The sequence below is a fragment of the Haloplanus litoreus genome (assembly GCF_045690335.1).
Taxonomy (GTDB): Archaea; Halobacteriota; Halobacteria; order Halobacteriales; family Haloferacaceae; genus Haloplanus; species Haloplanus litoreus.
On the sequence record NZ_CP147874.1, the window covers coordinates 232,730 to 258,060 of the forward strand.

The 25,331-nt window shown below is 68.5% G+C and carries 25 protein-coding genes, 1 tRNA gene and 1 pseudogene; 21 read left to right on the forward strand and 6 right to left on the reverse strand.

The window, feature by feature from the left end:
• The first annotated feature begins 93 nt into the window (after positions 1-93).
• The 13 genes and pseudogenes from V8686_RS01340 (at position 94) to V8686_RS01400 (ending at position 10,649) form a co-directional block, all read left to right on the forward strand.
• Positions 94-993, forward strand: coding sequence for a S49 family peptidase (locus V8686_RS01340; RefSeq protein ID WP_379702109.1), 900 nt, complete (start codon positions 94-96; stop codon positions 991-993).
• Positions 980-1,993: a DUF4350 domain-containing protein gene (locus V8686_RS01345; RefSeq protein ID WP_379702110.1), complete on the forward strand. Its 1,014-nt coding sequence runs from the start codon at positions 980-982 to the stop codon at positions 1,991-1,993. The genes V8686_RS01340 and V8686_RS01345 overlap by 14 nt, the downstream gene beginning before the upstream one ends.
• Before the next feature lie 88 nt (positions 1,994-2,081).
• Complete coding sequence (locus V8686_RS01350; protein ID WP_379702111.1) at positions 2,082-3,707, forward strand: ABC transporter substrate-binding protein; 1,626 nt, start codon at positions 2,082-2,084, stop codon at positions 3,705-3,707.
• A gap of 11 nt (positions 3,708-3,718) precedes the next feature.
• The gene (locus V8686_RS01355) at positions 3,719-4,666 is read left to right on the forward strand and encodes an ABC transporter permease (RefSeq protein ID WP_379706424.1); all 948 of its coding nucleotides are present in this window, start codon (positions 3,719-3,721) and stop codon (positions 4,664-4,666) included.
• Between the two features lie 2 nt (positions 4,667-4,668).
• A complete protein-coding gene (locus V8686_RS01360) occupies positions 4,669-4,806 on the forward strand; it encodes a hypothetical protein (RefSeq protein WP_379702113.1) in 138 nt (45 codons plus the stop codon).
• 43 nt (positions 4,807-4,849) lie between these two features.
• Positions 4,850-5,866, forward strand: coding sequence for an ABC transporter permease (locus V8686_RS01365; RefSeq protein WP_379702115.1), 1,017 nt, complete (start codon positions 4,850-4,852; stop codon positions 5,864-5,866).
• Entirely contained in the window at positions 5,866-6,894 is a 1,029-nt protein-coding gene (locus tag V8686_RS01370) for an ABC transporter ATP-binding protein (protein ID WP_379702116.1), read from the forward strand. Before V8686_RS01365 ends, V8686_RS01370 begins: the two co-directional genes overlap by 1 nt.
• Positions 6,891-7,811: pseudogene (locus V8686_RS01375) on the forward strand (ABC transporter ATP-binding protein); the annotation flags it as partial. The gene V8686_RS01370 and the pseudogene V8686_RS01375, both read left to right, overlap by 4 nt.
• Positions 7,812-7,909: 98 nt before the next feature.
• Positions 7,910-8,407, forward strand: a complete 498-nt coding sequence (locus V8686_RS01380; protein ID WP_379702117.1) for a hypothetical protein — start codon at positions 7,910-7,912, stop codon at positions 8,405-8,407.
• Between the two features lie 34 nt (positions 8,408-8,441).
• Positions 8,442-9,038 (forward strand): tRNA (pseudouridine(54)-N(1))-methyltransferase TrmY, encoded by a 597-nt coding sequence (trmY, locus tag V8686_RS01385; RefSeq protein ID WP_379702118.1) that lies wholly within the window; start codon positions 8,442-8,444, stop codon positions 9,036-9,038.
• 50 nt (positions 9,039-9,088) lie between these two features.
• Positions 9,089-9,161: transfer RNA gene (locus V8686_RS01390), tRNA-Pro, on the forward strand.
• Between the two features lie 248 nt (positions 9,162-9,409).
• The gene (fer, locus tag V8686_RS01395) at positions 9,410-10,057 is read left to right on the forward strand and encodes a ferredoxin Fer (RefSeq protein WP_379702119.1); all 648 of its coding nucleotides are present in this window, start codon (positions 9,410-9,412) and stop codon (positions 10,055-10,057) included.
• 124 nt (positions 10,058-10,181) lie between these two features.
• Positions 10,182-10,649 carry a TFIIB-type zinc ribbon-containing protein gene (locus V8686_RS01400; protein WP_379702120.1) on the forward strand — a complete coding sequence of 156 codons (468 nt, stop codon included), beginning with the start codon at positions 10,182-10,184 and terminating at the stop codon, positions 10,647-10,649.
• Here the strand turns inward: V8686_RS01400 and V8686_RS01405 are convergent.
• The gene (locus V8686_RS01405) at positions 10,625-11,662 is read right to left on the reverse strand and encodes a disk-shape morphogenesis protein volactin (RefSeq protein ID WP_379702121.1); all 1,038 of its coding nucleotides are present in this window, start codon (positions 11,660-11,662) and stop codon (positions 10,625-10,627) included. The two genes, V8686_RS01400 and V8686_RS01405, sit on opposite strands and share 25 nt — an antisense overlap.
• 141 nt (positions 11,663-11,803) lie before the next feature.
• Positions 11,804-12,739 (reverse strand): DUF7139 domain-containing protein, encoded by a 936-nt coding sequence (locus V8686_RS01410; protein ID WP_379702122.1) that lies wholly within the window; start codon positions 12,737-12,739, stop codon positions 11,804-11,806.
• 106 nt (positions 12,740-12,845) lie between these two features.
• On the opposite strand from V8686_RS01410, the gene V8686_RS01415 reads away from it, so the two are divergent.
• Positions 12,846-14,117 carry an aryl-sulfate sulfotransferase gene (locus tag V8686_RS01415; protein ID WP_379702123.1) on the forward strand — a complete coding sequence of 424 codons (1,272 nt, stop codon included), beginning with the start codon at positions 12,846-12,848 and terminating at the stop codon, positions 14,115-14,117.
• A 48-nt stretch (positions 14,118-14,165) separates the two neighbouring features.
• Complete coding sequence (locus tag V8686_RS01420; RefSeq protein WP_379702125.1) at positions 14,166-14,726, forward strand: NUDIX domain-containing protein; 561 nt, start codon at positions 14,166-14,168, stop codon at positions 14,724-14,726.
• Between the two features lie 53 nt (positions 14,727-14,779).
• On the opposite strand, the gene V8686_RS01425 is transcribed toward V8686_RS01420, so the two are convergent.
• Positions 14,780-16,705, reverse strand: coding sequence for an aldehyde ferredoxin oxidoreductase family protein (locus V8686_RS01425; protein WP_379702126.1), 1,926 nt, complete (start codon positions 16,703-16,705; stop codon positions 14,780-14,782).
• 84 nt (positions 16,706-16,789) lie between these two features.
• On the opposite strand from V8686_RS01425, the gene V8686_RS01430 reads away from it, so the two are divergent.
• From V8686_RS01430 to V8686_RS01440, 3 genes are all read left to right on the forward strand, one after another.
• Positions 16,790-17,191: a VanZ family protein gene (locus tag V8686_RS01430; RefSeq protein WP_379702127.1), complete on the forward strand. Its 402-nt coding sequence runs from the start codon at positions 16,790-16,792 to the stop codon at positions 17,189-17,191.
• 56 nt (positions 17,192-17,247) lie between these two features.
• Positions 17,248-18,318 carry an archaeosine biosynthesis radical SAM protein RaSEA gene (locus V8686_RS01435; protein WP_379702128.1) on the forward strand — a complete coding sequence of 357 codons (1,071 nt, stop codon included), beginning with the start codon at positions 17,248-17,250 and terminating at the stop codon, positions 18,316-18,318.
• Between the two features lie 91 nt (positions 18,319-18,409).
• Entirely contained in the window at positions 18,410-20,632 is a 2,223-nt protein-coding gene (locus V8686_RS01440) for a hypothetical protein (protein WP_379702129.1), read from the forward strand.
• On the opposite strand, the gene purQ is transcribed toward V8686_RS01440, so the two are convergent.
• The 3 genes from purQ to V8686_RS01455 are packed head-to-tail and all read right to left on the reverse strand — an operon-like array spanning position 20,629 to position 22,636.
• Positions 20,629-21,321 carry a phosphoribosylformylglycinamidine synthase I gene (purQ, locus tag V8686_RS01445; RefSeq protein ID WP_379702130.1) on the reverse strand — a complete coding sequence of 231 codons (693 nt, stop codon included), beginning with the start codon at positions 21,319-21,321 and terminating at the stop codon, positions 20,629-20,631. The two genes, V8686_RS01440 and purQ, sit on opposite strands and share 4 nt — an antisense overlap.
• Entirely contained in the window at positions 21,318-21,569 is a 252-nt protein-coding gene (gene purS / locus V8686_RS01450; RefSeq protein ID WP_379702131.1) for a phosphoribosylformylglycinamidine synthase subunit PurS, read from the reverse strand. Before purS ends, purQ begins: the two co-directional genes overlap by 4 nt.
• A 53-nt stretch (positions 21,570-21,622) precedes the next feature.
• Positions 21,623-22,636: a phosphoribosylaminoimidazolesuccinocarboxamide synthase gene (locus V8686_RS01455; protein WP_379702132.1), complete on the reverse strand. Its 1,014-nt coding sequence runs from the start codon at positions 22,634-22,636 to the stop codon at positions 21,623-21,625.
• 82 nt (positions 22,637-22,718) lie between these two features.
• Between V8686_RS01455 and V8686_RS01460 the strand changes: the two genes are divergently transcribed.
• Genes V8686_RS01460 through msrA form a run of 3 tightly spaced genes read left to right on the forward strand, consistent with a single transcriptional unit; the run spans position 22,719 to position 25,134 of the window.
• Entirely contained in the window at positions 22,719-23,249 is a 531-nt protein-coding gene (locus V8686_RS01460) for a DUF4112 domain-containing protein (protein WP_379702133.1), read from the forward strand.
• A gap of 26 nt (positions 23,250-23,275) precedes the next feature.
• Positions 23,276-24,556, forward strand: coding sequence for a tRNA pseudouridine(54/55) synthase Pus10 (locus V8686_RS01465; RefSeq protein ID WP_379702134.1), 1,281 nt, complete (start codon positions 23,276-23,278; stop codon positions 24,554-24,556).
• 38 nt (positions 24,557-24,594) lie between these two features.
• Complete coding sequence (msrA, locus tag V8686_RS01470; RefSeq protein ID WP_379702135.1) at positions 24,595-25,134, forward strand: peptide-methionine (S)-S-oxide reductase MsrA; 540 nt, start codon at positions 24,595-24,597, stop codon at positions 25,132-25,134.
• The last annotated feature ends 197 nt before the right edge of the window (positions 25,135-25,331 follow it).

Here is a 25,331-nt window from a genome sequence, read left to right on the forward strand (position 1 = left end):
CACCCTGGCCGAGCGACACTGTAACAAGGTGCAATCACCGTTTTCGTTTAGCCAGCTTATTACCCGACGGAGGGACCACGGGGGGAGTGCACTATGTCGAACAGTCCCGACGGCAGTTCGCTGACGAAGGCGCAGTCGTACGCCCTCGTCGCGGCCGCTGCCGTCCTGTTGAGCGCGGTCCTCGCTCCGGTCGCGTACGACCGGGCGACCGAACCCGACGGCAGCGTCGCCGTCATCACCGTCGAAGGGTTCGTCTCCTCCAACTCGGTCTCGGCCGTCCAGGAGGACCTTCGCGAGGCCCGCGAGAACGAATCGGTCGATGCGGTCGTCCTCAACGTCGATAGTCCCGGCGGCGGGGCGGCCGCGAGCGAACAGCTCTACCTGTCGGTCCAGCGGACCGCCAAGGAGATGCCCGTGGTCGCGAGCGTCAAGTCCACGGGCGCCTCCGGCGCCTACTACGCGATGCTTCCCGCTCGCGACATCTACGTCACGCCCGCCTCCATCGTCGGCAGCGTGGGCGTCCGCGGCGCGGCGCCCGGACCCTCCCTCCCCGGCGAGATCAAGAGCGGTCCCGACAAGGCGAGCGCCACCGCCGACCAGCGACGCGCGCAGATCGAGACGCTCCAGCGCGCGTTCGTCGGCAGTGTCATGAAACACCGCAGCGACGACCTCGAGCTCTCGCGCACCGAAGTCGCTCACGCCAAGGTGTACACCGGCGCCCGCGCCGTCGACAACGGGATGGCCGACGAAGTCGGCTCCACTCAGGACGCCATCCGACAGGCCGCCAACGCGGCCGGTCTCGACGACTACGAGGTCTACCGCAAGGAACCGCCACGGACCGGCGGGCTCCTCCTGCTCAGCACGGAGGACGGCGGTACGGTCGTCGTCGAGGAGAGTCCCGTCGGCTACGATGCCGTCGACTCCCCCACCCTCCTGATGGTGTACGGAACCGTGCGGACCCAAGACGAGGTGATCGGTAATGTCAGCGCCTAAATCCAGACTCGCCGCCCTGTTCGTCGTCATCGTGGTCGTGATCGTCGGTGCGGCGGCCGTCGCCCCTTACGTCGTTGGTTCCGGCTCCGACTCCGGGAGCGACACCGTGACCGTTCAGAACCAGCAGTTCCAGCCGGATTCGATCCTCCCCGACGAGACGGACGAAACCGGCGAGATCACCATGGAGAGTTCGGCGAGCGGCAAGACCGTCCTCGTCGACGTCGGCCACCAGAATGCCGTCTCGAAGACCCAGCTCGAACCCCTGCTCTCGACGCTCGTGGAGAACGGCCACCAGATCCGGTTCTACCGCGGCCAGCGCCAGAGCCTCAACGAGTCGCTCCGCTCGGCCGACGCCTTCGTCGTCGCCAGCCCACGACAGCGGTTCACGAGCGACGAACTCGCGGGCGTCGAGGCCTTCAGCGACGCCGGTGGTCGCGTCCTCGTGATGGGCGGCCCGCCCTCCGTCCAGGCCTCGGGTGGCCTGCTGCTCGGAATCGGGAGCTTCGAACCAACGGCCCCCCGAACGACGGGTCTCGCCTCGACCTACGGCCTCGCCTACGGGTCGGGCTACCTCTACAACATGCAGGAGAACGACAACAACTACAAGAGCATCTACGCCGAACCGGCCTCGAATGCCGGCCTCGCGGACGGCGTCGAACGCGTCGTGGTCCGCGAGGCGGTGCCCGTCAGGACGAGCCGCGGTACGCCCGTCCTCGTCGGTGCCGACGGCACGCACCTGTCGACGACCCGCGACCCCGGCCAGTACGCCATCCTCGCGCGGAGCCAGGATGGCAACGTCACCGCCGTCGGTGACACCGGCTTCATCTCCCGCGAGAACGCCTACGACGCCGACAACGAGGTCCTCATCGGCAACATCGCCGACTTCCTCGTGAACGGCGAGAAGACGTCCGGTGCCCCGAAGGAGCCGGGTGCCGACACACCGACCGGTTCGCCGGGCGGTCCCTCACCGCCGCCTCGCCCGACGCCGGCACCGGCCTGATCCGTTCGGCCGGCGACTCCTCCACGCTCCGTCCGCCGTCGGGTGACCGATCGTAGCCTATTTCGGCGTCGCCCGTCGGTGATACACTATGCCACCGGGCACCACATCGCGTCGCCGCCTGCTGCGCTGGGTCGGGGCGACGGGGGCCGCCAGTGTCGCCGGCTGTACGGGCGACTCTGGCGGCGACGGTGGGACGGAACTCGTCGCGACGCTCGCCGCCGACGTGAAGAACTACGACCCGACACTGGCCAACGACACCACCTCGCGCAAGGCGTTCGGCCTCGTGTACGAACCGCTGCTATCCGTGGATTTCGACGGGCAGGTCCGACCGACGCTCGCCACGAGCGTCGACCAGCGTGGCGACCTGACCTGGCGGCTCTCGCTTCGCGAGGGTGTCACCTTCCACGACGGCAGCGACTTCACCGCGAGCGACGTGGTCGCAACGTTCGAACGCTACGAGGGAACGCCCCGCGAGTCGGACGTGTTCCTCTGGTACGACGACGCGACGGTCGTCGACGACCACACCCTCGACGTGACCCTCTCCGACCCGTACGCGCCTTTCGAGAAGTCCCTCGGGGGCGTGCCCATCGTTCCCGAGGCGGCCGCGTCCGACGACGTCGACCTCTCGGCGGAGCCCGTCGGAACCGGTCCCTACGCCTTCGACGCGCACGAACCCGATCGGCTCTTTCGGCTCACCCGCGCCGACGGCCACTGGTACGACGGCGCGGGCGACGCCCCCGAGCAACCTCCGATCGAGACGCTCACGTTCCGTATCATCGTCGAGGGACCGTCACAGGTGGCCGCGCTCCAGGCCGGCGACGTGGATCTGGCGAACAACCCGCCGGCCGACTCGGTCGCCGACCTTCGATCGGACGACACCATCACCGTTTCCGACCGCCTCGCCGGCGGGTTCGAGATGCTCGTCTTCCCCCTCGACTCCGTCCCCTTCTCGAATCGCGAGGTGCGGAAGGGCATCGCGCGCCTCGTCCCTCGGGAGGAGATCGTCGACTCGGTGTACGGCGGGATCGGTCGCCCGGCCTACGCCCCTATCTCCCCACTCCTCGACGACTACACATCGGAGTCCTTCCAGGCGGCGATGCGCGACCAGCACCAGGGCCACGACCCCGAACGCGCCCGCGAACTGCTCGAATCCGGCTTCGCCGACCTCGACGTCTCGCCGCCCTACGAGACGACCATCGTCACCAACGAGACACCCGAGCGGGTGCGGTGGGCACAGCTCGTTCGTGACAGCCTGAACCGCACCGGCTTCTTCGACGTCTCGCTCGACCAGTTCGAGTGGAACACCTACATCTCTCGGGTGCTCGCGGGCGACTCTCACCGATCCGACTCGATGATGGCGCTCGGCTGGACCGGCGGCTGGGACCCCGACAGCTTCGTTCGCAACCTGTTTTATAGCGGGCAGACCACGCCATCCTGCTGTAACGCGGCTCACTACGCGAGCGACGAGGTCGACCGACTGCTCGACGAGGCGCTCGCGACCTACGACCCCGGCGAGCGGCGTGCGCTCTACGAGGACGCCCAGCGCCGGATCGTCGCGGACGCGCCCGTCGCCTTCGTCCGCTTCAACAAACGCATCGACGCCGTCCGGTCGGCGGCCGTCGAGGGCTTTCGCACCTATCCGCTCGACACCGGCGAGTTCACCGCCATCTACGCCCCGTGGGCCGGCGCCTACACGACGACCGGGGGCGAGTGATCGACGGTCCGATGTCGCTTCGACGGTACGTCCTCCGGCGCGCCCTCCTGACGATTCCCATCCTCTTCGGCGTCTCCGTGCTCACCTTCGGCCTGGTGAAACTCCTCCCGGGGACGCCAGTGGACTACGTCCTGCAGTTTCAGGAGTCGACGCCGGAACTCCGGACGTCGCTTCGCGCCCAGTACCACCTCGACGAACCCCTCCCCACGCAGTACGCCCTCTGGTTGTGGGACGTTCTCCACCTCGATTTCGGCCAGCGAGTCGTCTCCGACCGGAGCGTGACCGCCGCCGTCGCGGCCCGCCTGCCGGCGACGCTGCTCCTCGGCGGGGCCGCCCTCCTCGTTGCCCTCCTCGTCGGCGTCCCTGCCGGCGTCCTCGCCGCGGTCGACCGTGGCGGCCTCCTCGACGAGAGCAGTCGGATCGTCGCGCTCGCCGGCATCGCGACGCCGAACTTCTGGCTCGGGCTCCTGCTCATCCTCCTCTTCGGCGTCCACCTGAACCTCGTGCCGGTGATTCCGCCCGTCGCACCGCTACTTTCGGCCGAATCGTTAGCCTTCCTCACACTGCCGGCGATTACGCTGGGGACCGCCTCGGCCGCCCTGTTCACCCGGCTCACCCGGTTGGCCGTGAGCGAGGAACTCCGACGGGACTACGTGCGCACCGCCCGCGCGAAGGGCCTCGCCGAGCGGACGGTGATCGTCAAGCACGTCCTGCGTAACTCGCTCGTCTCGGTCGTCACCGTCGCCGCGGTTCAGGTGGCCGTCCTCCTCGACGGTGCCGTCGTCATCGAACGGGTCTTCTCCTGGCCCGGGCTCGGCCGACTGCTCGTCCGCGCCATCCTCCAGCGGGACTTCCCCGTCGTGCAGGCCGTGGTGTTGCTGGTGGCGGTCGCCGTCGTCGTCGCCAACTTGCTCGCGGACGTCCTGTACGGCTGGTTAGATCCACGGATTCGTTACTGAGTATGATCGAACGAGACACACTTCCCGACCGACGCACCCTCCGCAGGACGACGGGCGACGACGCGGCGGTCGCCGTCGTCGTCGCCAACTTGCTCGCGGACGTCCTGTACGGCTGGTTAGATCCACGGATTCGTTACTGAGTATGATCGAACGAGACACACTTCCCGACCGACGCGTCCCACCATGATCGACCCGCTCGACGACCGCGGTCGGCTGCGCGTGCGGGGTTTCGACGCCGACGCCGACGCCGACGCTGTCGGCACCCGCCCGACCGCCGACGCCTCGACGACGCCCGCGGACGACCGCTGGGAACGCGCCTGGCGGCGGTTCCGACGCGACCGCGCCGCGGTCGTCGGCCTCACCGTCATCGCCGTCATGGCCGTCCTCGCCGTCCTCGCTCGCCCCGTCGAGGTGGGCGGCGTCGTCGTCCAACCGGTCGCACTGTCACCGTACGATCCCGCCGCCTCCGGCGTCGCCGAGGCGTATCTGCCCCCCTCGCCTGCACACCCCTTCGGCACCGACTGGGCCGGCCGCGACGTGTTCTCGCGAGTCCTCTACGGCGGTCGGTACAGCCTCTCCATCGGCGCCATCGCGGTCGGTCTCGCCCTCGCGGTGGGTGTCCCGCTGGGCGCCCTCGCGGGCTACGTCGGTGGGTGGGTCGACGAGACGATCATGCGTCTGGTCGACGTGCTCTACGCCTTCCCCTTCCTCGTCCTCGCCATCGCGCTCGTCGCGGCCTTCGGCCAGGGCTTCTGGAAACTCGTCGCGGCGCTCGTCGCCGTCGGCTGGATCAGCTACGCCCGCCTGCTCCGGGGCGAGGTGTTGAGCGTCGCCGAACGCGACTACGTCCTGGCGGCGAAGGCGCTCGGCGTGCGCGACCGGCGGATCCTCGCGCGACACGTCGTCCCCAACGCCGTCGCACCCGTCGTCGTGCAGGCGACGCTCAACGTCGGCACCGTCGTCCTCTCGGCCGCGGCGCTTGGCTTCCTCGGCCTCGGCCTCCCGCCCGGCACCGCCGAGTGGGGGAGTATGCTCTCGGCCGGCCGCGACACCCTCGTCGGCGGCGAGTGGTGGGTCACCGTCTTCCCCGGCCTCGCAATCTTCCTGTTCGTCCTCTCGATCAACCTCGTCGGCGACGGCGTGCGCGACGCTCTCGATCCGGACGCCGACACCGGCGCCTACCGGCGGGAGGCGCGCTAATGGCACTTCTGGAGGTCGAGGATCTCGACGTTCGCTTCTACACCGAGGCCGGCGTCGTCCGGGCGGTCGACGGCCTCTCGTACACCCTCGACCGGGGCGAACGACTGGGTGTCGTCGGCGAGAGCGGTGCGGGCAAGACCGTCTCCGCGCTCGCCGTCCTCGACCTGCTCGACGAACCCGGACGGATCGAGGGGGGGACGGTCCGTTTCGACGGCGAGAGCCTGTTGGATGCGTCGCCGGATCGTCTCCGGACGGTCCGCGGCGGGCGGATCGGCATGGTGTTTCAGGACCCCGAGACGGCGCTCAACCCCGTCTACACGGTCGGCGAGCAGGTGTCCGAGGCGGTCCGTGCCCACACCGATCGATCCGGCGACGACGCTCACGACCGGGCCGTCGCGCTCTTGGACCGGGTCGGCATCCCCGATCCGACGACCCGCGCCACCCAGTACCCCCACGAGTTCTCGGGCGGTATGGCTCAGCGCGTCCTCGTGGCGATGGCGCTCGCGGGCGATCCCGATCTGCTGATCGCCGACGAACCAACCACCGGGCTGGACGTGACCGTGCAGGCCCAACTGCTGGAGCTACTCGACGACCTCGCGGCCGACGACCTCGCGGTCCAGCTCGTCTCCCACGACCTCGGCATCGTCGCCGAGTTCTGCGACCGCGTGCTGGTGATGTACGCCGGGCAGACCGTCGAACGCGCCGGCGTCGAGGATCTGTTTTACGACCCGAAACACCCCTACACCGCGGGGCTGTTGAGCGCCGTGCCCCGGATCGGCGACGACCGCGACCGCCTGTCGACGATTCCGGGGGTGACGCCGGACCTCTCGGCGCCGCCACCGGGGTGTCGGTTCCACACCCGGTGTCCCTACGCCGAGGACGTCTGCACGAAACGCGACCCGCCGCTCGCCACGACCGACGACGTGACCCACCGCGCGGCCTGCCTCGCCTACACGGGCGATCTGGACGGTGAACTGACCTTCTCCGTCGAGATCGACGGTGACGACGACCGGGGTGAACGCCGGTGACCGAACCACTGCTTCGCGCCGAGGGACTGGTCAAGGAGTATCCGACGACCGAGAGCTACCTCGCGCGCCTGCTGGGGCAGCGACGGTGGGTGCAGGCCGTCCAGGGCGTCGATCTCGAGATCCGTGCCGGCGAGACGTTGGCGCTGGTCGGCGAATCCGGGTGTGGGAAGAGCACGCTCGGGCGCACGCTCGTCCACTTGGAGGCGCCGACCGCCGGGACGGTCACCCACCGGGGCGACGACCTCGGCGCGCTCTCGGCGTCGGCGCTCCGGGAGCGACGCCGAGACATCCAGTACGTCTTCCAGAACCCGACTGCCAGCCTCGACCCGCGCCTCACCGTCGGCGACGCGGTGGGTGAGGCGCTCGACGCCCACGACATCGCGTCCGGCGACGAGTGTGACCGACGGGTCGCCGACCTCCTGGAGACCGTCGGCCTCCGCGCGAGTCACGCGTCGCGCTACCCAGGAGAACTCTCGGGGGGACAGAAACAGCGAGTCGGGATCGCCCGCGCCCTCGCCGTGGACCCCGAGTTCGTCGTCTGTGACGAACCCGTCAGTGCACTCGACGTCTCGGTGCAAGCCGGGATTCTCAACCTCCTCGCCGACCTGCAAGCGGATCGGGGGCTCACCTACCTCTTCATCGCACACGACCTCTCCGTCGTCGAGCACCTCGCCGACCGGGTGGCGGTGATGTATCTCGGCCACGTCGTCGAGACGGGGACCGTCGAAGAGGTGTTCTCACCACCGTACCACCCTTACACCTACTCCCTCCTCTCGGCGATTCCGGAACCCGACCCCAGGTGGGACGGCAACCGGGTCGTCCTCGACGGCACCGTCCCCTCGGCGACCGATCCACCCGACGGCTGTGTGTTCCACACCCGTTGTCCGATCGCCCAGAACGACTGCGGGGAGTGGGACGCCCATCCGGATCCGACCCCCGTCGACGGCGACCACGAAATCGCCTGTCCCTACCACGACCTGCTGGCGGAGGACCCGTGACCCGCCCGCCTCGACGCGTGGAGCGGACCGACGCCATCCGCCGTGACGCCGCCGATCCGAGCACCCCCGTCGACTCGGTGCGGACGACGCGTTCGTTCGACGCCTCGAAGGCGACGCACGCCCTCCTGCCCCGGTGGCTCCGTCGCCGTGCCCTCACCGTCGACTGCACGACCGACCGCGAGCGGTACGCTCCCGACGACCCCATCCACCTCCGGGTCACCGTCCGTAATCGGTTGCCGGTGCCCCTTCGACTGCGGACGGCCGCGCCCGTTCCGTGGACGTGGGCCGTCGACGGCGTCGACCGTGCCTCGACCGTCGACTCGCTCCCACCGGCGTCCGGCACCTTCGAAATCGCCCGCCGCGAACGCAAGACGTTCGACACCCTGTGGCACCAGCGCGTCCGCGTCGCGCCCGACGAGTGGGTCGCCGCCGACCCAGGCGAACACCGCCTGTCCGCGCGCCTCCTCGTCGACGACCCGCGCCTCGCGGCGTCGACGACCGTTCGGATCGAATAAGTAGAGCCAAGGCCGCCCACCGCCGACTGCCGCTATGCGCCAGTTCGTCGTCATCGGTCACGATGCGCCCACGACCGCCGACTTCGCGCTCGACGACCTCGCCGGCGCGGCCGGCCGCCTCGACGTGCTCTGTCGATGTGTCACCTCCGCCTTCTTCCTCTCCCACGCCATCCGCGAGGACGTGCGCGTTCACCTCGTCCTCGACGACGCGTTCACCGTCACCTTCGAGGGGAGTGGCCTCCGTCGGCTCAATCCCGACGAGCGGAGCACGGCCGCGCTTATCCGCGGGGCGCTGGAGCGCCGCGAGGACGCAATCGGCCACCAGCCGGTCGAATCGAGCCCCGGCGTCTCGATCCGTCGCCGCGGCTTCGAACCGACCCTCGACGCCCTGGCCCCCACCGCGACGCTCGTCGAACTGCACGAGGCGGGGACACCCGTCGTCGACTACCCCCCGCCGACCGACCCCGTCTTCGTCCTCTCGGACCACCACGACTTCGCGGGCTGGGAGGTGGACTTGCTGGCCGACCGCGCCGACGCGCGGGTCCGCCTCGGGCCGCGTGCGCTCCACGCCGACCACGCCATCACCGTCGCGCACAACTACCTCGACACCGACGGGTTCCGGTCGTACTGAAGCGTCCGAATCACAACTGTTAAACTCGACGCTGGCGTTCGTCCGACCGCGGGCCGGTGGGGTAGCTTGGTATCCTTCGGCCTTCGGGTGGCCGTAACCACGATTCAAATTCGTGCCGGCCCACTTCTTCCCGCATTTTTCCGCCCGTAGAGTCGCGTGGCCGTAACCACGTCCCGCGAGCGAAGCGAGCGGGGGACGACGAGTCGCACGCCCGGGAAGCGACCGGAGGGAGCGACCCGGAGCGTCTCGTCCGTATTCAAATTCGTGCCGGCCACTTCACCTCGACCGGGTGAGTGACGGCCGTCGCCCGACTCCGCGAGGGCGTGGCTGCGGTCCAAGGTGATTTATCCGTCCGCCCCCCTACCCCGGATGTGGACGCTCCGTTCGATGTTCTGGGGATCGATCCGGACGCCGACGAGGCACGGATCGATCAGGCGTACCGCCGGCGGGTGATCGAGACCCACCCGGATCAGGGTGGCTCCGCTCGCGAGTTCCAGCGGGTCAAGGCAGCTTACGAGGCGATAATTGAGGGGCGGGTCGACGGCGACGACGCGGCCGACGACGGACAGACCCGCGAGGAGCCGACCCGACCGAAGGGTTCCAGGGTCGAGTATCTCAACTACGAGGTGATCGACGACCGGGGGTGGGCCCTCGACGACGACGACCTGTTCGAGAAGGCGGCCGCGACCGACCTCGCCCCCGAGGATTACGGCGAGTTTCTGGCCGAACCGAGCGAGACGCTGCTCGAAGCGGCCGAAGAGCGCGGCTTCGCGTGGCCCTACGCCTGCCGTGGCGGCGCGTGCGTGAACTGTGCGGTCGTCGTCGTCGAGGGCGAGATGACGGTTCCCATCGACCACGTTCTCCCGACGGAGATGATCGACCGCGGCATCCAACTCTCCTGTATCGGCGCCCCGACGACGGCCGAGTTGAAAGTCGTCTACAACGTCAAAGGAATGCCCGACCTCGACGACCTCATTCTCCCACCGTACCGGTTCGAGCGGACGCAGTCGGTCGACTGACTGCGACGCTCGCCGATCAGCGACGCCGGGCGGACACGCCGTTCCGGACGCGACTGTCGAGTCCGAACGGTCCTCGCCGCCTACTGGGGGGAAGGCTAAATAGGTGGGGCGGAAATCCGGGGGTATGGACTGCCCGCAGTGTGGCGGCACGCTCGCTACGTACGCCCTTAACGGCCGGGAGGCGTCCGTCTGTGAGGACTGCGGCTACGTCGGTATCCCCGCCGAACACCGCGGTGCCCCGAAACGTGTCGAGTCGTGGAACGACGCCCTCCGCCGGTACTACCGCGCCCACGACGCCGACACGGAACCGGGCGTAGAACTCCGCCCGCCGCTCTCTCGCCCCACTGACGGATCGGACGGAGAGTCGTGGGAGGACGCCCTCCGCCGGTTCTACGCCCGGCGGACGCCCGAAAACGAGTCGAATGAGGAGGAATCGACAGAGGACGAGTCGAATGAGGAGGAATCGACAGAGGACGAGTCGAATGAGGAGGAATCGACAGAGGACGAGTCGAATGAGGAGGAATCGACAGAGGACGAGTCGGTGGCCGACGAGACGGCGGCCCCGTCTCAGTCTTCGGCGGGCGACTCCTGAGCCTGCCGGTTACCGCCGCTCTCACCGTCTTCCTGTTCTTCGTCGGATCGCGCGGCGACCAGCGCACCGCGGGCGACGCTGTAGAGCGGTTCGTCGACGCTCTGGACCTCGCTGATCGAGAACGGAATCGAGGCGTCGCGTAGGTGGTCCTCGAACAGTTTCTCGAAGCCGCGGGGGCTGGAGGTACCACCGGTGACGACGACGGGTACGTCGAGGTCCTCCTCCACGTCCTCCTCGTCGACTTCCCGGGCGATGTTCTCGATGACGTAGTCCAGCAGGTTCTCGTAGTAGATTGCCAGCGCGCCCTCGACGCCGCCCACGTCGGTGCGGAAGTCGAGTTCGAAGTCGTCCTCCTTGATGGAGGTGACCTTGTCGACGGGCGTGCCCGTGGCCTGGGCGGCCTGCTCGTCGATCCAGTCGCCGCCGCGGGCGATGGAGAACTTCATGACGGGCACGGCGTAGTACGACAGGCAGACGTTGGTCATGCCCGCGCCGAAGGAGACGCCGAGACCTGTGAAGTTGTGGTTGGCGAGTTCGGAGTAGATGACCGCCATCCCCTCGTTGATCGGCTCCGTCTCGTAGCCCATGTCGCCGAGCATCGACTCCAGAGTCTTCTCGTGATACAGCGTCGAGAGGTTGGAGTCGATGGGGTCCGCGGGGGAGGAGAAGTAGAGGCGCTCGCCGGGGTGGTTGGGCTGGCCGACCACCTGTTCGGTGATGAGCTTGATCATCGGAATCGCGGAGGACTCCTCGGAGGAGAGGATGCCGTGTTGCATCGGGCGGCGCGTCTCCTCGTTGAAGATGTTCGCGAAGTTGAGGGCGTCGTCGCCGACGACGTACACCTTGTCGTCCTTCCGAATGTGAAGGACGTCGCTCCGCGAGAGCATCTGCTCTGCCATGTCGGAGTACTCGATTTCGACGAAGGAGTTCCGCTGCTGGACGAAAACCGTCTCAGCGCCCTCCTGCTGTGCCGAGATGAGATTCATGGTGCCGACGTCTAGGCCTTTAGCCATACGCGTGTGATACCCCGTCGCCATCATAAACGTTCGCCCAAATGTTCGACCGCTTACCTAGGTCTGACAGGCGTCAGACGGCCGAAATCGGCACGTTTCGGAATCACCGCCCGACGGCCCCGCCCCGGGTGAGCCGGTCGACTACCGCGAGAACAGCCCTTTCGCCCGGTCGACGATCCCTTCCTCGTCCTCCGTGGCGACGTCCTCCGCCTGTTGTTGTTGCCGGAGTTCGGTCAGCGCCGCCGTCTGGTCGTCGACACCGGACGAGGAGTCGGTCTCCTGCTCTCGCCCCTGGAGTTTCCGCAGGTTCGAGAGCGCGTCGTCCACGTCGTTACCCGACGACCGGACGGTCGTCGCCTCGGCGTTCTCGAACGCCTCGCGGTCCACCTCCACGTCCGCGTCGGTGTTGAGTTCGAGCCGTTTGGTGTTCTTCCGGCTGACGCCGCCCCACGACAGGTCGGCGTCCGCCATCGCCTCGTCGATGTCGCGACGCACCTGTTCGTCGGAGACGCTCTCGCTCGCCCCGTCGCTCGCGCCGCCCGTGCCCGTTCCCGCCTCGCCCGTCGTCGAGCGCACCTCGGCGGCGCGTTCGCCCGGCGCGGCACGCTCCACCTGGTGGCCGACCAGCGCCGCCCCCGTCGCGCCGACGGCGGCGACGAGGCCGACGGCGTAGATGGCGACACCCTGTGCGCTGTAGTCGGGCGTCCGCGCCACGTTCCAGTTCATCGGATACGTGGCGACGAACAGCCCGACCGCGACGAGACAGACGGCCAACCCGGCGAGCGAGGCGTAGGTCATTCGCCGATCCCCGGGGAGGAGGATCACTATTCCGAGCAGGATGACTGGGAAGCCGACGCTCGCGGCGGCCATCGCCACCTCGCGGATGGCCCACGCTGGCGTCCCGCCGCCGCTCATCGTCGCCGACAGCAGGAACACGAGAATCCCGACGGCACCGAGGGCGATGCCGCCGAAGAAGAGCGCGAATCCGAGGTAGACGTCCGTCTCCGTCTCTGGGTCGCCGATGTAGCGACCGTACCACTCGAAGAGTACGTTGTCGGGCATGCCGTCCGTGCTCATTGGTGGGCGTTACAGGCTCAACCCATTTGACTGTTGGCGCCCCGTCTGACGCGGGGCTGACGCTGTATCCGAAGGCTTATGCGCGAACTCGCCGACCCGCCAACTGATGCCCTCCCGGCTCGGTCTCGGCGACGTCCTCGTCGCCCTGGGTTGTCTGTGTCTCCTCACGACGGTCGTTCTGGGTGCCGCGCTGGCCCCCTCCGGGACGACGAGCGCTGCGCAAGCACCCACGCCAGACGGCGAACGAACCACCCTCGTCGGCGTGCAGGGCGTCGGGAGCTACGTCGACGGCGGCTCGGTTCGCCTGCTCTCCGGCGGCGAGGAACAGTGGCGGGAGTCCTCGGCCGCTACCTACTTCGACGTGACGCGACTGGACAACGGCTCGGTGCTCGCCGGCTACATGGCCGACGGGTACCGAGACTGTGGCCCCTACGAATCGCCGTGTCACCGCACCGGCTACCGGATCATCGATCCCGACCCCACCCCCGAGGTGGTCGAAGAGTGGTCCTTCCCGGTTCGCAACCGGGTCGCCAGCGAGGTCCACGACGTCGAACCCCTGCCCGGGGGCGGCGTCGTCCTCGCCGACATGGAACACGAACGTGTCCTGATCGTCGAGGACGGCGAAGTAGTCTGGGAGTGGAAGGCGAGTTCCCGATACGAGGCGCCGCCCGATCCGACGAAAGCCGACTGGCTCCACATCAACGACGTGGACCGCATCGGCGACGGTCGATTCCTCGTCTCCGTGCGCAACGCGAACCAGTTGGTCGTCCTCGAACGCGGCGAAGGCGTCGTGCAGGTGATCAACGAGGACCGCGACGACGCCGCCGACGGCGACGGGCTCGTCGGCGACTCCAACGTCCTCTACCACCAGCACAACCCCCAGTGGCTCGGTGACGGCGCCGTCCTCGTCGCAGACAGCGAGAACCACCGTGTGGTCGAACTCCACCGCACCGAGAGCGGCGCGTGGGAACCCGCGTGGACGCTGGAGGGGGCCGGCGGCCAGAAGTTCGACTGGCCGCGCGACGCCGACCGACTCCCCAACGGCAACACGTTGATCACCGACACGCGCAACGCCCGCCTCGTCGAGGTCAACGAGTCCGGTCACGTCGTCTGGGAACACCAGTTCGACTACCGCACGCTCCCCTACGAGGCCGAGCGCCTCCCCCCCGGTGAGACCGCCGGCGGACCGACCTACGGCGACGCCGACACGGACGCCACCGCTGGCGGGAACGTCCCCGTCCTCACGCCCCTGCTCCGCCTGGTCAGTGCCGGCGTCCGCCTCCCGCTCTGGGTCGGTGAAATCCACCTCTTCGCTGTCCTCCTGTCACTCGGCCTCGTCGGCGCCGGAGTAGTCGTCCGGTGGCGCAGCGGCGAGTAGCCCGGCCGACGCCGGGGCGCTTTTGCGCCGTCCGTCCCGAACCCCAGTATGGACGACGACCTGACCTGGGAGACGACCGCCTCGGCCGTCGATTACACCTGCCCCGGCTTCGACGTGCGCCGCGACGAAGTGACACTCCCCGACGGCACGGAGACCGACTATCACTACGTCGACGAACCCGCCGCCGTCGTGGTCCTCCCGTTCACCCCCGACGGCGACGTGGTGGTCATCGACGAGTGGCGACAGGCGGTCGGTCGGGTGAACCGTGGGTTGCCCGCGGGCTCCGTGGAGGGGGTCGACGTCGACCGGGCTGCCGCCGCACGGCGCGAACTCCGCGAGGAGACGGGCTACGAGGCCGACACCGTCTCGCATCTGTTCTCCGCCGAACCGACCAACGGCATCGCCAACGCCGTCCACCACTACTACGTCGCCCGGGACTGCGTGCCCACGGGCGATCGGAATCTGGACTTCAACGAGAGCATCCGCGTCTCGACGACCGAGTACGACGACCTGCTGGCGGCGACGCTCGACGGCGGCCTGCGCGACGGGCGGACCGTCGCCGCGGTCACGGGCTACGAACTCCGGGACTGCGTGGGTAGAGCGCCGTAGGGTCGTCGCTCTCCGGTCGAATCGCAAAAAAACGGGAGTCGGAACCTGTAGCGTTAGTCGTCGGCCGGAGCCTGACCGCCGGAGCCGGAGACGCCCGTGCCCGGACCGACGTCGATGTCGAGGCGTTCGAGCGTGTCGTCGGTGACGACGCCGTCCGCCCAGCCGCGGTGGCTGTAGTACTCCTCTTTCATCTCGGCGAGTTCGCAGAGTTCACCCTCGGAGCCACGCTGGCCCGGGATGGCTTCCTCGTCGCCCTCGACGAACCGACCCGGCAGCGAGTCGTCCGCGCCGTCGAAGCCGGCGAGGTTGTTGAAGTAGCGCTCGAGGTTGTAGACGCGCTCGCCAGCCGTCATGAGCTCGTCTTCGGACAGGTCACGGCCCGTCATGCCGTTGTACTGCTTGACGTACTCCTCGATGCCCTCCGCGAACGCGTTGAACTTGCAGATGTCGAACGAGTCCGAGATGGCGTGGAGGTCCTGGAAGGTGGCACAGAGTTCGCCCTTGCCCTCCCACTCGTAGGGATCGACCTTCTCCGGGATGCCGAGAATCTCGGCAGCCGGCGTGTAGCCGCGCAGGTGGCAGGCACCGCGGTTCGAGGTGGCGTAGCCGATGCCCATGCCCTTCATGCAGCGCGGGTCGTAGGCCGCGATGGTCTGACCCTTGACGTCGAGACGGCAGTCGTGGGCGTCCATCTCGTCGGCCATGCGCTCTGCACCTTTGGCCAGCAGGTCGCCGAGTTCGCTGTTCCGGTGACCGACCTCTTCGATGAGGTCGATCATGTGTTCCTCGTCGCCCCAGTCGATGCCGGCGTCGAGTTTGTCCTTGTCGGTCATCTCCATCGCCATGGCGAAGAGGTTCCCCATGTCGATGGTGTCGACGCCCATGTCGTTACAGCGGTCGATCATGACCGCGATGGAGTCGCGGTCGTCGTTGCTGGAGTTGGTGCCGAGAGCCCACGCGCTCTCGTACTCGTAGGACTCCATCCGGACGTTCATGTCCTGACCCTTGTGCTTGTAGTTCACTTCGACTTCCTTCTTACAAGCGACCGGGCAGGAGTGACAGGTCGGCTCGTCCACGAGGATGTTCTCGCGGACGTTTTCGCCGCTGATCTTTTCGGCTTCGACGTCCGTTCCCTCTTCCTCGTTCATCGCGAAGGAGGACGTGTACTGACCGTTCTTGGTCGGGTGGCCGTCCATCTCCTCGGTGATGTTCATCAGCACGTTCGTGCCGTACATCGAGAGCGCGCCCTCGTTGGGCGCGGTCACGTCGGACTCCTGGATGACCTGCATGGCCTGGCGGGCACCCTCGCCGAACGTGTCGGAGTCGGTCGGCTTCGGCATCTTCGTCCCCGACTTCACGACGACGGCCTTCAGGCCCTTGTTGCCCATTACACAGCCGGTACCGCCACGGCCCGAGGCACGGTCGTCCTCGTTGACGATACAGGAGAACCGAACCTCGTTCTCCCCGCCCGGCCCGATGGCCATCATGGAGAGGTTCTTGCCGTAGGAGCCGTCGACTTCCTCCTCGAGGGTGTCTCGGGTCTCGTGGACGCCCTTGCCCCACAGGTGGGAGGCGTCACGGAGTTCGACTTCGCCGTCTTCGACGACGGCGTAGACGGGGTCCTCGCTCTGCCCTTCGAAGACCAGCCCGTCGAAGCCCGACCACTTGAGTCGCGCTCCGGACCAGCCACCGTGGTGGGAGTCCGTAACGGTCCCCGTGAGCGGGGACTTCGTACAGATCGCGATCCGACCGCTCATGACGGCCTGCGAGCCCGTCAGCGGGCCGTTCATGAACACGAGTCGGTTGTCGGGACCCAGCGGGTCCACGTCGGGACCGGCGTCGAAGACGTACTTGACGCCGAGTCCGCGTCCACCGATGTACTTTTTCGCGTCCTCGTCGTCGATGCCCTGATAGGAGACATCGCCAGCGCCGAGGTCCACGTGCGCTACGTGATCTCTGAATCCGCCTAAGTCTGTCATGGTAACGTACGTTAGTTCATTACGCCTCCATGCTGTTAGTCGTTGCTTCGAGGATGTAATTGGAACCAGTTACGCCCGTTCTTTATGTCGTCGCCGTGTGGCGAAAATATGTCACGATCCCACCGGATTTCCATCACCGTTGTCGTCGCAGTGTCGCTCCTCGTCGCCTCGGTTCTGAACCCCCGCTGGCTCGGTGCGGCCGGTCCCGGGACCGTCGCGGGGATCACCGTGTGGCTCCACCTCCTCGGGTACGCCGTCCTCGGTGCCACCGTCGTCCCCTTCTTCGGGTCGGGATGGCGCGGGATGGCGGTCGCCGTCGCCGTCGCGACGGCCTACGGCGCCGGGATCGAACTTCTCCAGTTCGGCCTCGCCTATCGCACCGCCAGCCTCGCCGACTTCGCAACCAACGGGCTCGGAGCGGTTCTCGGCGTCGCGGTCCGTGGCGGATACCGGCGGCGGTCCCCCGTTCCGCCCGGTGAGGGCTGACCGTCGACACGCCCACCCCGAAGCCGCTTTACGCGTCGGTCGGTTATCGGGTCGCAATGAGCCAGCCGAGCCCCGACGTCTACGAACGGGGGAGAGGGATGGACGCGCACAACAAGGTGATGCGCGAAATCCGCTCCCGCAAGGACAAGAAGTACGACCCCCACGAACCGACTCGCGTCTGGCTCGACGAGGACAACACGCCCGGCGGCGTCTACCAGTCGCTGACGATCATCCTCAACACCGGCGGCTGTCGCTGGGCGCGGGCCGGCGGCTGTACCATGTGCGGATACGTCGCCGAATCCGTCGAAGGCGGGTCGGTCCCCCACGACGCCCTGATGGACCAGATCGACGTCTGTCTCGACCACGAACGCGAGAACGCCGACGAGCAGTCGGGACTGATCAAAATCTACACCTCCGGCTCCTTCCTCGACGAACGCGAAGTCGGCGCCGAGACCCGCGAGGCAATCGCCGAGACGTTCGCCGACCGCGAGCGGATCGTCGTGGAGTCCCTCCCCGACTTCGTCGACCAGGAGAAACTCGCCGACTTCACCGACCGCGGCCTCGCCACCGACGTGGCCATCGGCCTGGAGACGGCCACCGACCGCGTGCGCCACGACTGCGTGAACAAGTACTTCGACTTCGACGACTTCGTCGCCGCGACCGAGGAGGCCGACGCCGCCGGCGCGGGCGTGAAGGCCTACCTCCTCATGAAGCCGCCCTTCCTCTCCGAACGCGAGGCGGTCGAGGACATGGTCGAGTCGGTGCGCCGGTGTGCGGAGTACTGTCACACCGTCTCGATGAACCCCTGTAACGTCCAGCGGTACACGATGGTCGACGACCTCTACTTCGAGGGCGGCTACCGTCCGCCGTGGCTCTGGTCGGTCGCCGCCGTCCTCGAACGCACCGCCGACGCCGACGCCATCGTCGTCTCCGACCCCGTCGGTTCGGGGAGCGACCGCGGCCCACACAACTGCGGCGAGTGCGACGACCGGGTCCAGCGGGCGATCAAGGATTTCGACCTCCGGCAGGACGCCTCGGTGTTCGAGCAGGTGTCCTGTGACTGCGAGGCGACGTGGGAGACGGTCCTCGACGAGGAGACGAGTTACGCGATGCCGCTGGCGCGGTAGCGCCACAAGAGCTTTCCTCGGGCACCCGCAGGTGGCGGTATGTCCCAAGTAGCAGCGCCGTCGGTAACGGATCTCCGCCCGAGTGAGACGGATGGATGATGCCGATTCCGTCGACCGCCGACGTCGGACCCTGCTTGCCGCCCTCGCCGGCGTGAGCACCGCCAGCCTCGCCGGCTGTCCCGCCCCTGACCAGGGAAGCGAGGACGGGTCCACCACTCCGACCGACACCCCGATTCAGCGGACGACGACGCCCGACGACGAGACGGCCCGGCGACTCGCCGAGCGGTTCGCGCCGACGTTCTCCTTCGACAGCGCGGAGCGGTGGCTTCCGACCGACCCGCGGCCCTACGCGACCGAGCGTGAGGGCGAGACGGTCGTCGACGGCTTCGACGCGCTGAACGACTACACCCGGGCGTTCGCCGAGGCCGGCGAGCCGCCGGACCCCACCGTGTTCTATCACGTCGTCGAGTACGAGGCGTCGCCGCTCGCGGCCGTCCAGTACTGGTACTACTCGGCGTTCGACCAGTTCACCACCAACTTCCACTGGCACGACTGGGAAGTGCTGCACGTCTTCGTCGACACCGACTCCGGCGAGCCGCAGCTGTTCGTCGCGAGTTCGCACTCCACGCGCGTCCCGAACAACGAGTTCCTCGACCCCGACCCGGACCGCCGACCCCGGATCCTCTCGGAACTCGGCTCTCACTCCAGCGCCCTGTCGCTGAACGACCGCCAGAACAGCTTTCAACGACTCCCGCTCGACGACCTGCCGGCCGACATCACGAACCAGGCCATCGGACTGATCGAGTCGCTGGCGGAACTGCCCGCAGCCTACGGACTCCCCCGTGACGAGGGGTTGCGCCTGCCCTACGTCGTCCCCGAACTCGACGGTGCCCCCATCTACGAAGACGAGCGCCTCCCCGCGGTCGGCCGCGACGCCCTCGTCCCCGAGGCGTTGACGGTCCGGTCGTTCGACGTGCTCTCCGAACCGCCCTCCGACCTGCCGGCGCGGGAGGCGGGCGTCGTCTTCGAACACGCCGGCCGCTCCACCCCTGCCGAGGACGCGGACGTCGCCTACGATCTCGTCCCGTCGAACGAACTCGAAGACATCGCGGCCTTCACCGGACCGCAGTTGAGCTTCGAGTTCGCCGTCCCCGAGTTCGCCGAGGACGCCATCGCGGGCCACATCACGACGGCGGGGACGCCGTGGCGACAGGATCGGTACGCCGATCCGACGGCCGACATCACCGAACCGGCACACCGGGCAGCACTCGCCGACCGATACGACGCCGTCGCGCCGCCAGGCCCATTCAACGACGTCGTCGCGACGACCTCAGAAGTCGTCCAGTCGGCGGCCGCACCCGACGGCGAAGGCGTGACGACGGCCGAGACGTCGATCGAGGCCATCGCGCTCCTCCGGAGCGACCCCGTCGCTTCGCCGACGTTCCGCGGCGTAGCGATGCTCCGCGGTGTCGAGTCGGGCGAACACCGGCTGGCGATCAACGGCGCCGGTCTCGCCCCGCACGAGGAGCCGGTCGAGGTGGGCGACGCGGGTGCCGCCACCGACCCCGACGTCACCGCCAGTGCGACACCGACCGTGACCGCGACCGACGACGGCAGTCGAACCGCCACGCTCGCCGGCGTCGGCGGCGAGATTCCGCTCGTCCCCGCCGGCGACGCGACCAAACTCGAAGTCGACGCCGACGGCGTCGAGGACGAACTGACCGATCTCGCCGTCGACGACGACTTCGGCGGCCGCCTCTACGAGGTGCCCGTCGACGGTCCCGACGCCGTCTACGTCCACCGCGACGGGGCGTACACGACCGAGGTCCGGGACGCCGACGGCGCCGTCGGCGCGTTCCGCGTCAATCCCGCCGACACCGCGCCGGTCCGGATCGACCGCCCGCGAACGGGGACGGCATCGCTCGCGTCGTTCGTCGGCTCGATCACGAACGAGACGGCGGATCGACTCTCGTCGCTGGGGCGTGACGACACGGACGACGGCGATACCGACGACACGGACGACGATACCGACGACACTGGCGGCGCGGGCAGGACCAACTCGCTCGGCGGCCTGCTCCGCGCCATGGAGGCCGTCAGCGCCGCCGCGAACCGCGCGGCCGAGCGGGCCGAGCGCGGTGACCGCGGTGGCGCCGACCAGGCACTCGACGCGCTCGAATCGAATCTCCAGCGGGCGATCGAGCGGTTCGACGGGCTCCGCGACACGCTCCCGGAGCGGGAGGCCGCGGCTGCGGACCGGCGGCTCGGACAGGCCCAGCGCCGGACCGATCAGGCCCTCTCCGCGGAGAAACTCTAGCGGACCGCCAGCGCCGACTCGAAACCGCGGAGCAGGCCGGCGCCGTCCGTCCCGTCGAGGTCGGGGAGCGTCGCCCGCTCGGGGTGGGGCATCATCACCGCCACAGTCTCTCGGTCGCCGAGGACGCCCGCCACGTTACCTCGCGAGCCGTTGGGGTTCGCGTCGTCCGTGACCGCGCCGTCTTCGTCGCAGTAGCGCAGGAAGATCCGATCCTCGCTCACGAGACGATCGTACGTCTCGTCGTTCGCCTCGAACCGTCCCTCGCCGTGGGCGATGGGGAGGGAGAGCACGTCGCCCTCGTCGTAAGCGCGGGTCCACGGCGTGTCGGCGTTCTCGACGCGGACGTGGACGCGTTCACACTGGAAGCGCGCGCTCTCGTTGATCGTGAAGGCGCCGGGGGTGAGGCCGGCCTCACAGCCGATCTGGGCGCCGTTGCAGACCCCGAGGACGGGGACGCCGTCGGCGGCGGCCTCGCGCACTTCGTCGAGGATAGGGGTACGAGCGGCCATGGCGCCCGCCCGGAGGTAGTCGCCGTAGGAGAAGCCACCGGGGAGCATGACGCCCGTCGCGTCGGTGGGCAGACCGTCCTCGTACCAGACGCGTTCGGCGTCGATGCCGAGGTGAGAGAGCGCACGCACCGAGTCGCGGTCACAGTTGCTCCCACCGAACTGGATCACCGCGACCGTCATCGGTCCGTGACCTCTACCTCGTAGTCGTGGATGGTCGGGTTCGCCAGCAGGCGTTCGGCCATCTCGTCGGCGCGCTCGGCGGCTGCCTCCGCCGACGCCGCGTCGAGGTCGATTTCGAACCGGTCGGCCGACCGGAGGTCGTCGAGTTCGAAGCCGAGGCGTTCGAGCGCACGCTGGGTCGTCTCGGCCTCCGGATCGAGGACGCCCCGTTTGAGTCGCACCGTGACCGTCGCGGTGTAATCCGTCATCGCTCGACAGTCGGTGGCCGGGCGCAAAAGCCGTTTTGGAGTCGGTCTTCGGTCTACAGGTCTCGAACTGCGTCGACCGCGGTCGCGACGTCCGGTGCGTCGAACCACCGCTCGCCGGTGTAGGCGTTGGCTCCCGCGGCGTACATCTCGGCGACGGCGGTGATCACCGCCTCCGGGAGCGGGGTCGGGTCCACGTCACACAGCGTCCGCCAGTCGGCCACGCCCTGCCGGTCGGCCGCGGCCTTCGCCTCGCTCACCGCCTCGACCCAGTCGGGGTGGGTGCGCTTGTAGTACTGGCGCACCACCTCCTTGGACACCTCTTGGCCCTCGTAGGCGAAGCGGTTCTCGTCGAAGGTTCCCACCACGTCGGCCACCTTCACCGTTCCGTCGACGTAGCAACACTCGATTTTGCCGTCCTCGTGGACGAAGCCCGCCTCGGCCGCCCGGTCGGTGACGAGTCGGTTCACCTCCAGTGCGATCCGTTCGAGGGCGTCCACGTCGGCGGCACCCGCGATTCGCTCGGCCTCGGCCCGGTCGAGGTAGCGGTCCTGTTCCTCGTACTTCGTGGAGAACTCGACGACCGGTTCGGGCAGATCGACCGGATCGTCGGGCCAGGTGGACAGATCCAGCCCGTAATCGCCCGGATCGCCCCGGTGCCGGAGGCTCGATCCCACGGGGACCGTGTTGCGGAAGACGATTTCAAGCGGAACCAGGTAGTTCTCGCCCGCCGCCCCGTGGAAGGCGTCGTAGTCGTAGGTTCCGGCGGCGAAGGGCAGGTCGGGGACCTGCACGAGTTCGATAGCGAGTTCTCGAGGTGGGTCGTCGACCGCGGTCAGCGGCACCGCGTCGGGGCCCACCCCGCGGTAGTGGGTCGGGACACCCGCCGCTTCCAGCAGTTCGAAGTTGAACGCACCCATCGTACAGAGGCTTCGGCCCTTCTCCGGAATCGTATCTGGCATCGCCCCCCAGTCGAAGACCGAGTAGTCGTCGGTGAAGGCAAAGCGCCCCCGCCCCGTCGCCGTCGCCGTGGGTTCGCGCTCGACGCGGAACTCCTTGACGCTCGTCATGATGGCCAACGCGCGCGCCGCCGGCAAGAACCTTTCAGTTCCGACCCGTACCGCTTTGGGGCTCGCGTCCGTCCGCTCGCCCGTGAGTCGTTCGTTGCCGGCCCCGGTCGACGAGTCCGACGCCGCGGCGGGGCTCGACCTCGACCCCGCGGTGGCGGCCGACTTCCGTCGCCTTCGGGGGCTGAGTCACCTGCTCGACGATTCGATTCGGGTGCCTCGGACTCCCTGGCGGATCGGCGTCGAACCGCTGATCGGGCTCCTCCCCGTCGTCGGCGACGCCGTCGGCGTCGCCCTCTCCCTCTACGTCCTGCACGTCGCCGTCCGCACCGGCGTTCCGCGAGCGACGCTGGCACGGGTGGTGGTCGTCCTCTGGGTGGACGCCGCCGTCGGGGCCGTCCCGCTCGCCGGCGACCTGTTCGACGCGTACTGGAAGGCGAATCGGCGGGTCGTGCGCCTCCTCGACGCGCGGATCGAGGACCCGTCGTCCGCGGCGGCCGATCGGCGGTATCTGTGGTGGGCCGGCGTCGCGGTCACCGGTCTCGGCGCCGTGACCCTCCTCTCCCTCGCCGCACTCGTCCGGTGGCTCCTCGGTGCCGTGGGAATGATAACGTAATTACGGGCGCCGCCCCGTGGCTACGTATGACGATCCTGGACGACGCGCGCCGGCTCGCGGCGACCGGCCCAGTCTGTGATGCGTGTCTGGGGCGTGTCTTCGCCGACCGAAGCTTCGGATTGACCAACGCCGAGCGCGGCCGCTCGCTGCGCGTCGCCGTCGCCCTGGACGAGGACGCCGACTTCGACCCCGTCGACACCACCGACTGCTGGGTGTGTGAGGGCCGGTGTGCCGAGTTCGACGACTGGGCGGAGCGCGCCGTCGAATCGGTCGCGGACGTTGCCTTCGACACCTACCAGGTCGGGACCCGGACGCCCCCGCTGATCGAGGAGAACGAACGTCTGCTCCGCGAGGAAATCGGTGCCGACCCGGACGCAGGCGAGCCGTTCAAGATGGAGTTCAACCGCGAAGTCGGCAAGCGGATCGGCCGCCTCACCGACGCCGAGGTCGATTTCGACCGCCCCCACGTGCAGTTCGTCCTCGACGTCGAGGACGACCGGGTGGAGGCGACGGTCAACTCCGCGTTCGTCTACGGGCGGTACCGCAAACTCGAACGCGACATCCCCCAGACGGAGTGGCCCTGCCGCGAGTGCGACGGGAGCGGGCGACAGGGGCGAGAGCCCTGCGATCACTGCGACGGGACGGGCTACCTCTACGAGCGGAGCGTCGAGCAGCTGGTCGCGCCGGTCGTCGAGGACGTGATGGACGGCGTCGACGCCCTGTTTCACGGCGCCGGCCGCGAGGACGTGGACGCCAGAATGCTGGACACCGGCCGGCCGTTCGTCGTCGAGGTGAAGGAGCCGCGCCGCCGGCACGTCGACGTCGACCGGCTGGAGTCGGACATCAACGCCTTCGCCGACGGGGCCGTCGAGGTGACCGGTCTCCGCCTCGCGACCTACGAGATGGTCGAACGGGTGAAGGGACTCGACGCGAGCAAGACCTACCGCGCCGCCGTCGAGTTCGACGACCCGGTCGACGCCGACGCCCTCGCCGCCGCCCTCGACGAACTCGACGGCGCGACGATCGAACAGTACACGCCACGGCGGGTCGACCACCGGCGGGCGAACCTGACACGCACCCGCGAGGTGTACGGAACGGCCGGCGAACTGGACGACCCCCGGCACGCAACGGTCGAGATTCACGGCGCCGGCGGCCTCTACGTCAAGGAACTCGTCTCGGGTGACGAGGGGAGGACCGAGCCGAGCCTGGCCGGCCTGCTGGGAGTCGGCGCCCGCGTCACCGCGCTCGACGTCTTGGCCGTGGAGGGCGAGGACGAACCCTTCGAGGACGAGGACTACTTCCTGTAGGCGCTGCGTACATACGCCTCCGGCGTCTACACACGTCCATGACCGACGACCGTGCCACCGCGACGCTCGCGGGTGGCTGTTTCTGGTGTCTCGAAGCTCCGTTTCAGGAACTTGCCGGCGTCCACGGCGTCACCTCCGGCTACTGCGGCGGCGACGTTCCCGACCCCACCTACGAGGCGGTCTGTTCGGGGTCGACCGGCCACGCCGAGGCGATTCAGGTCGAGTACGACCCCACCGTCGTGAGCTACGAGGACCTCCTAGAGGTCTTCTTTGCGCTCCACGATCCGACCACCGAGGATCGACAGGGGCCCGACGTCGGGTCGCAGTACCGCTCGGCAGTCTTCTACCACCACGAGGAACAGCGAGCGACCGCTGAGGCGACCATCGACCGCCTGGCCGACGACTACGACGACCCCATCGTCACCGAAGTACAGCCGTTAGAGACGTTCTACCCCGCCGAAGACTACCACCAGGACTACTACGCGAACAACCCCCAGCGCGCGTACTGTCAGGTGCAGATCCGGCCGAAACTGCAGAAGCTCCGCGAGAAGTTCGCGGCACGCGTAGCGAGCGAGTGAGTCGCCACCCGACCCGGAGCGGCGTGTCGAGGGTCGGTGTGCGATGTCGGGCAAAGTCCTCCGTTCGTCGATAACGGTGGCCACTCCCCACGCGAGGGAGGATTGCCGCTCGCGTCGTTGCACGGCGACCCGCCCTCGTCGTTTCGGATACGCCCCACCTGCAAGTGGCGGCCCGTGGGTGACGTCTACCGACTCAC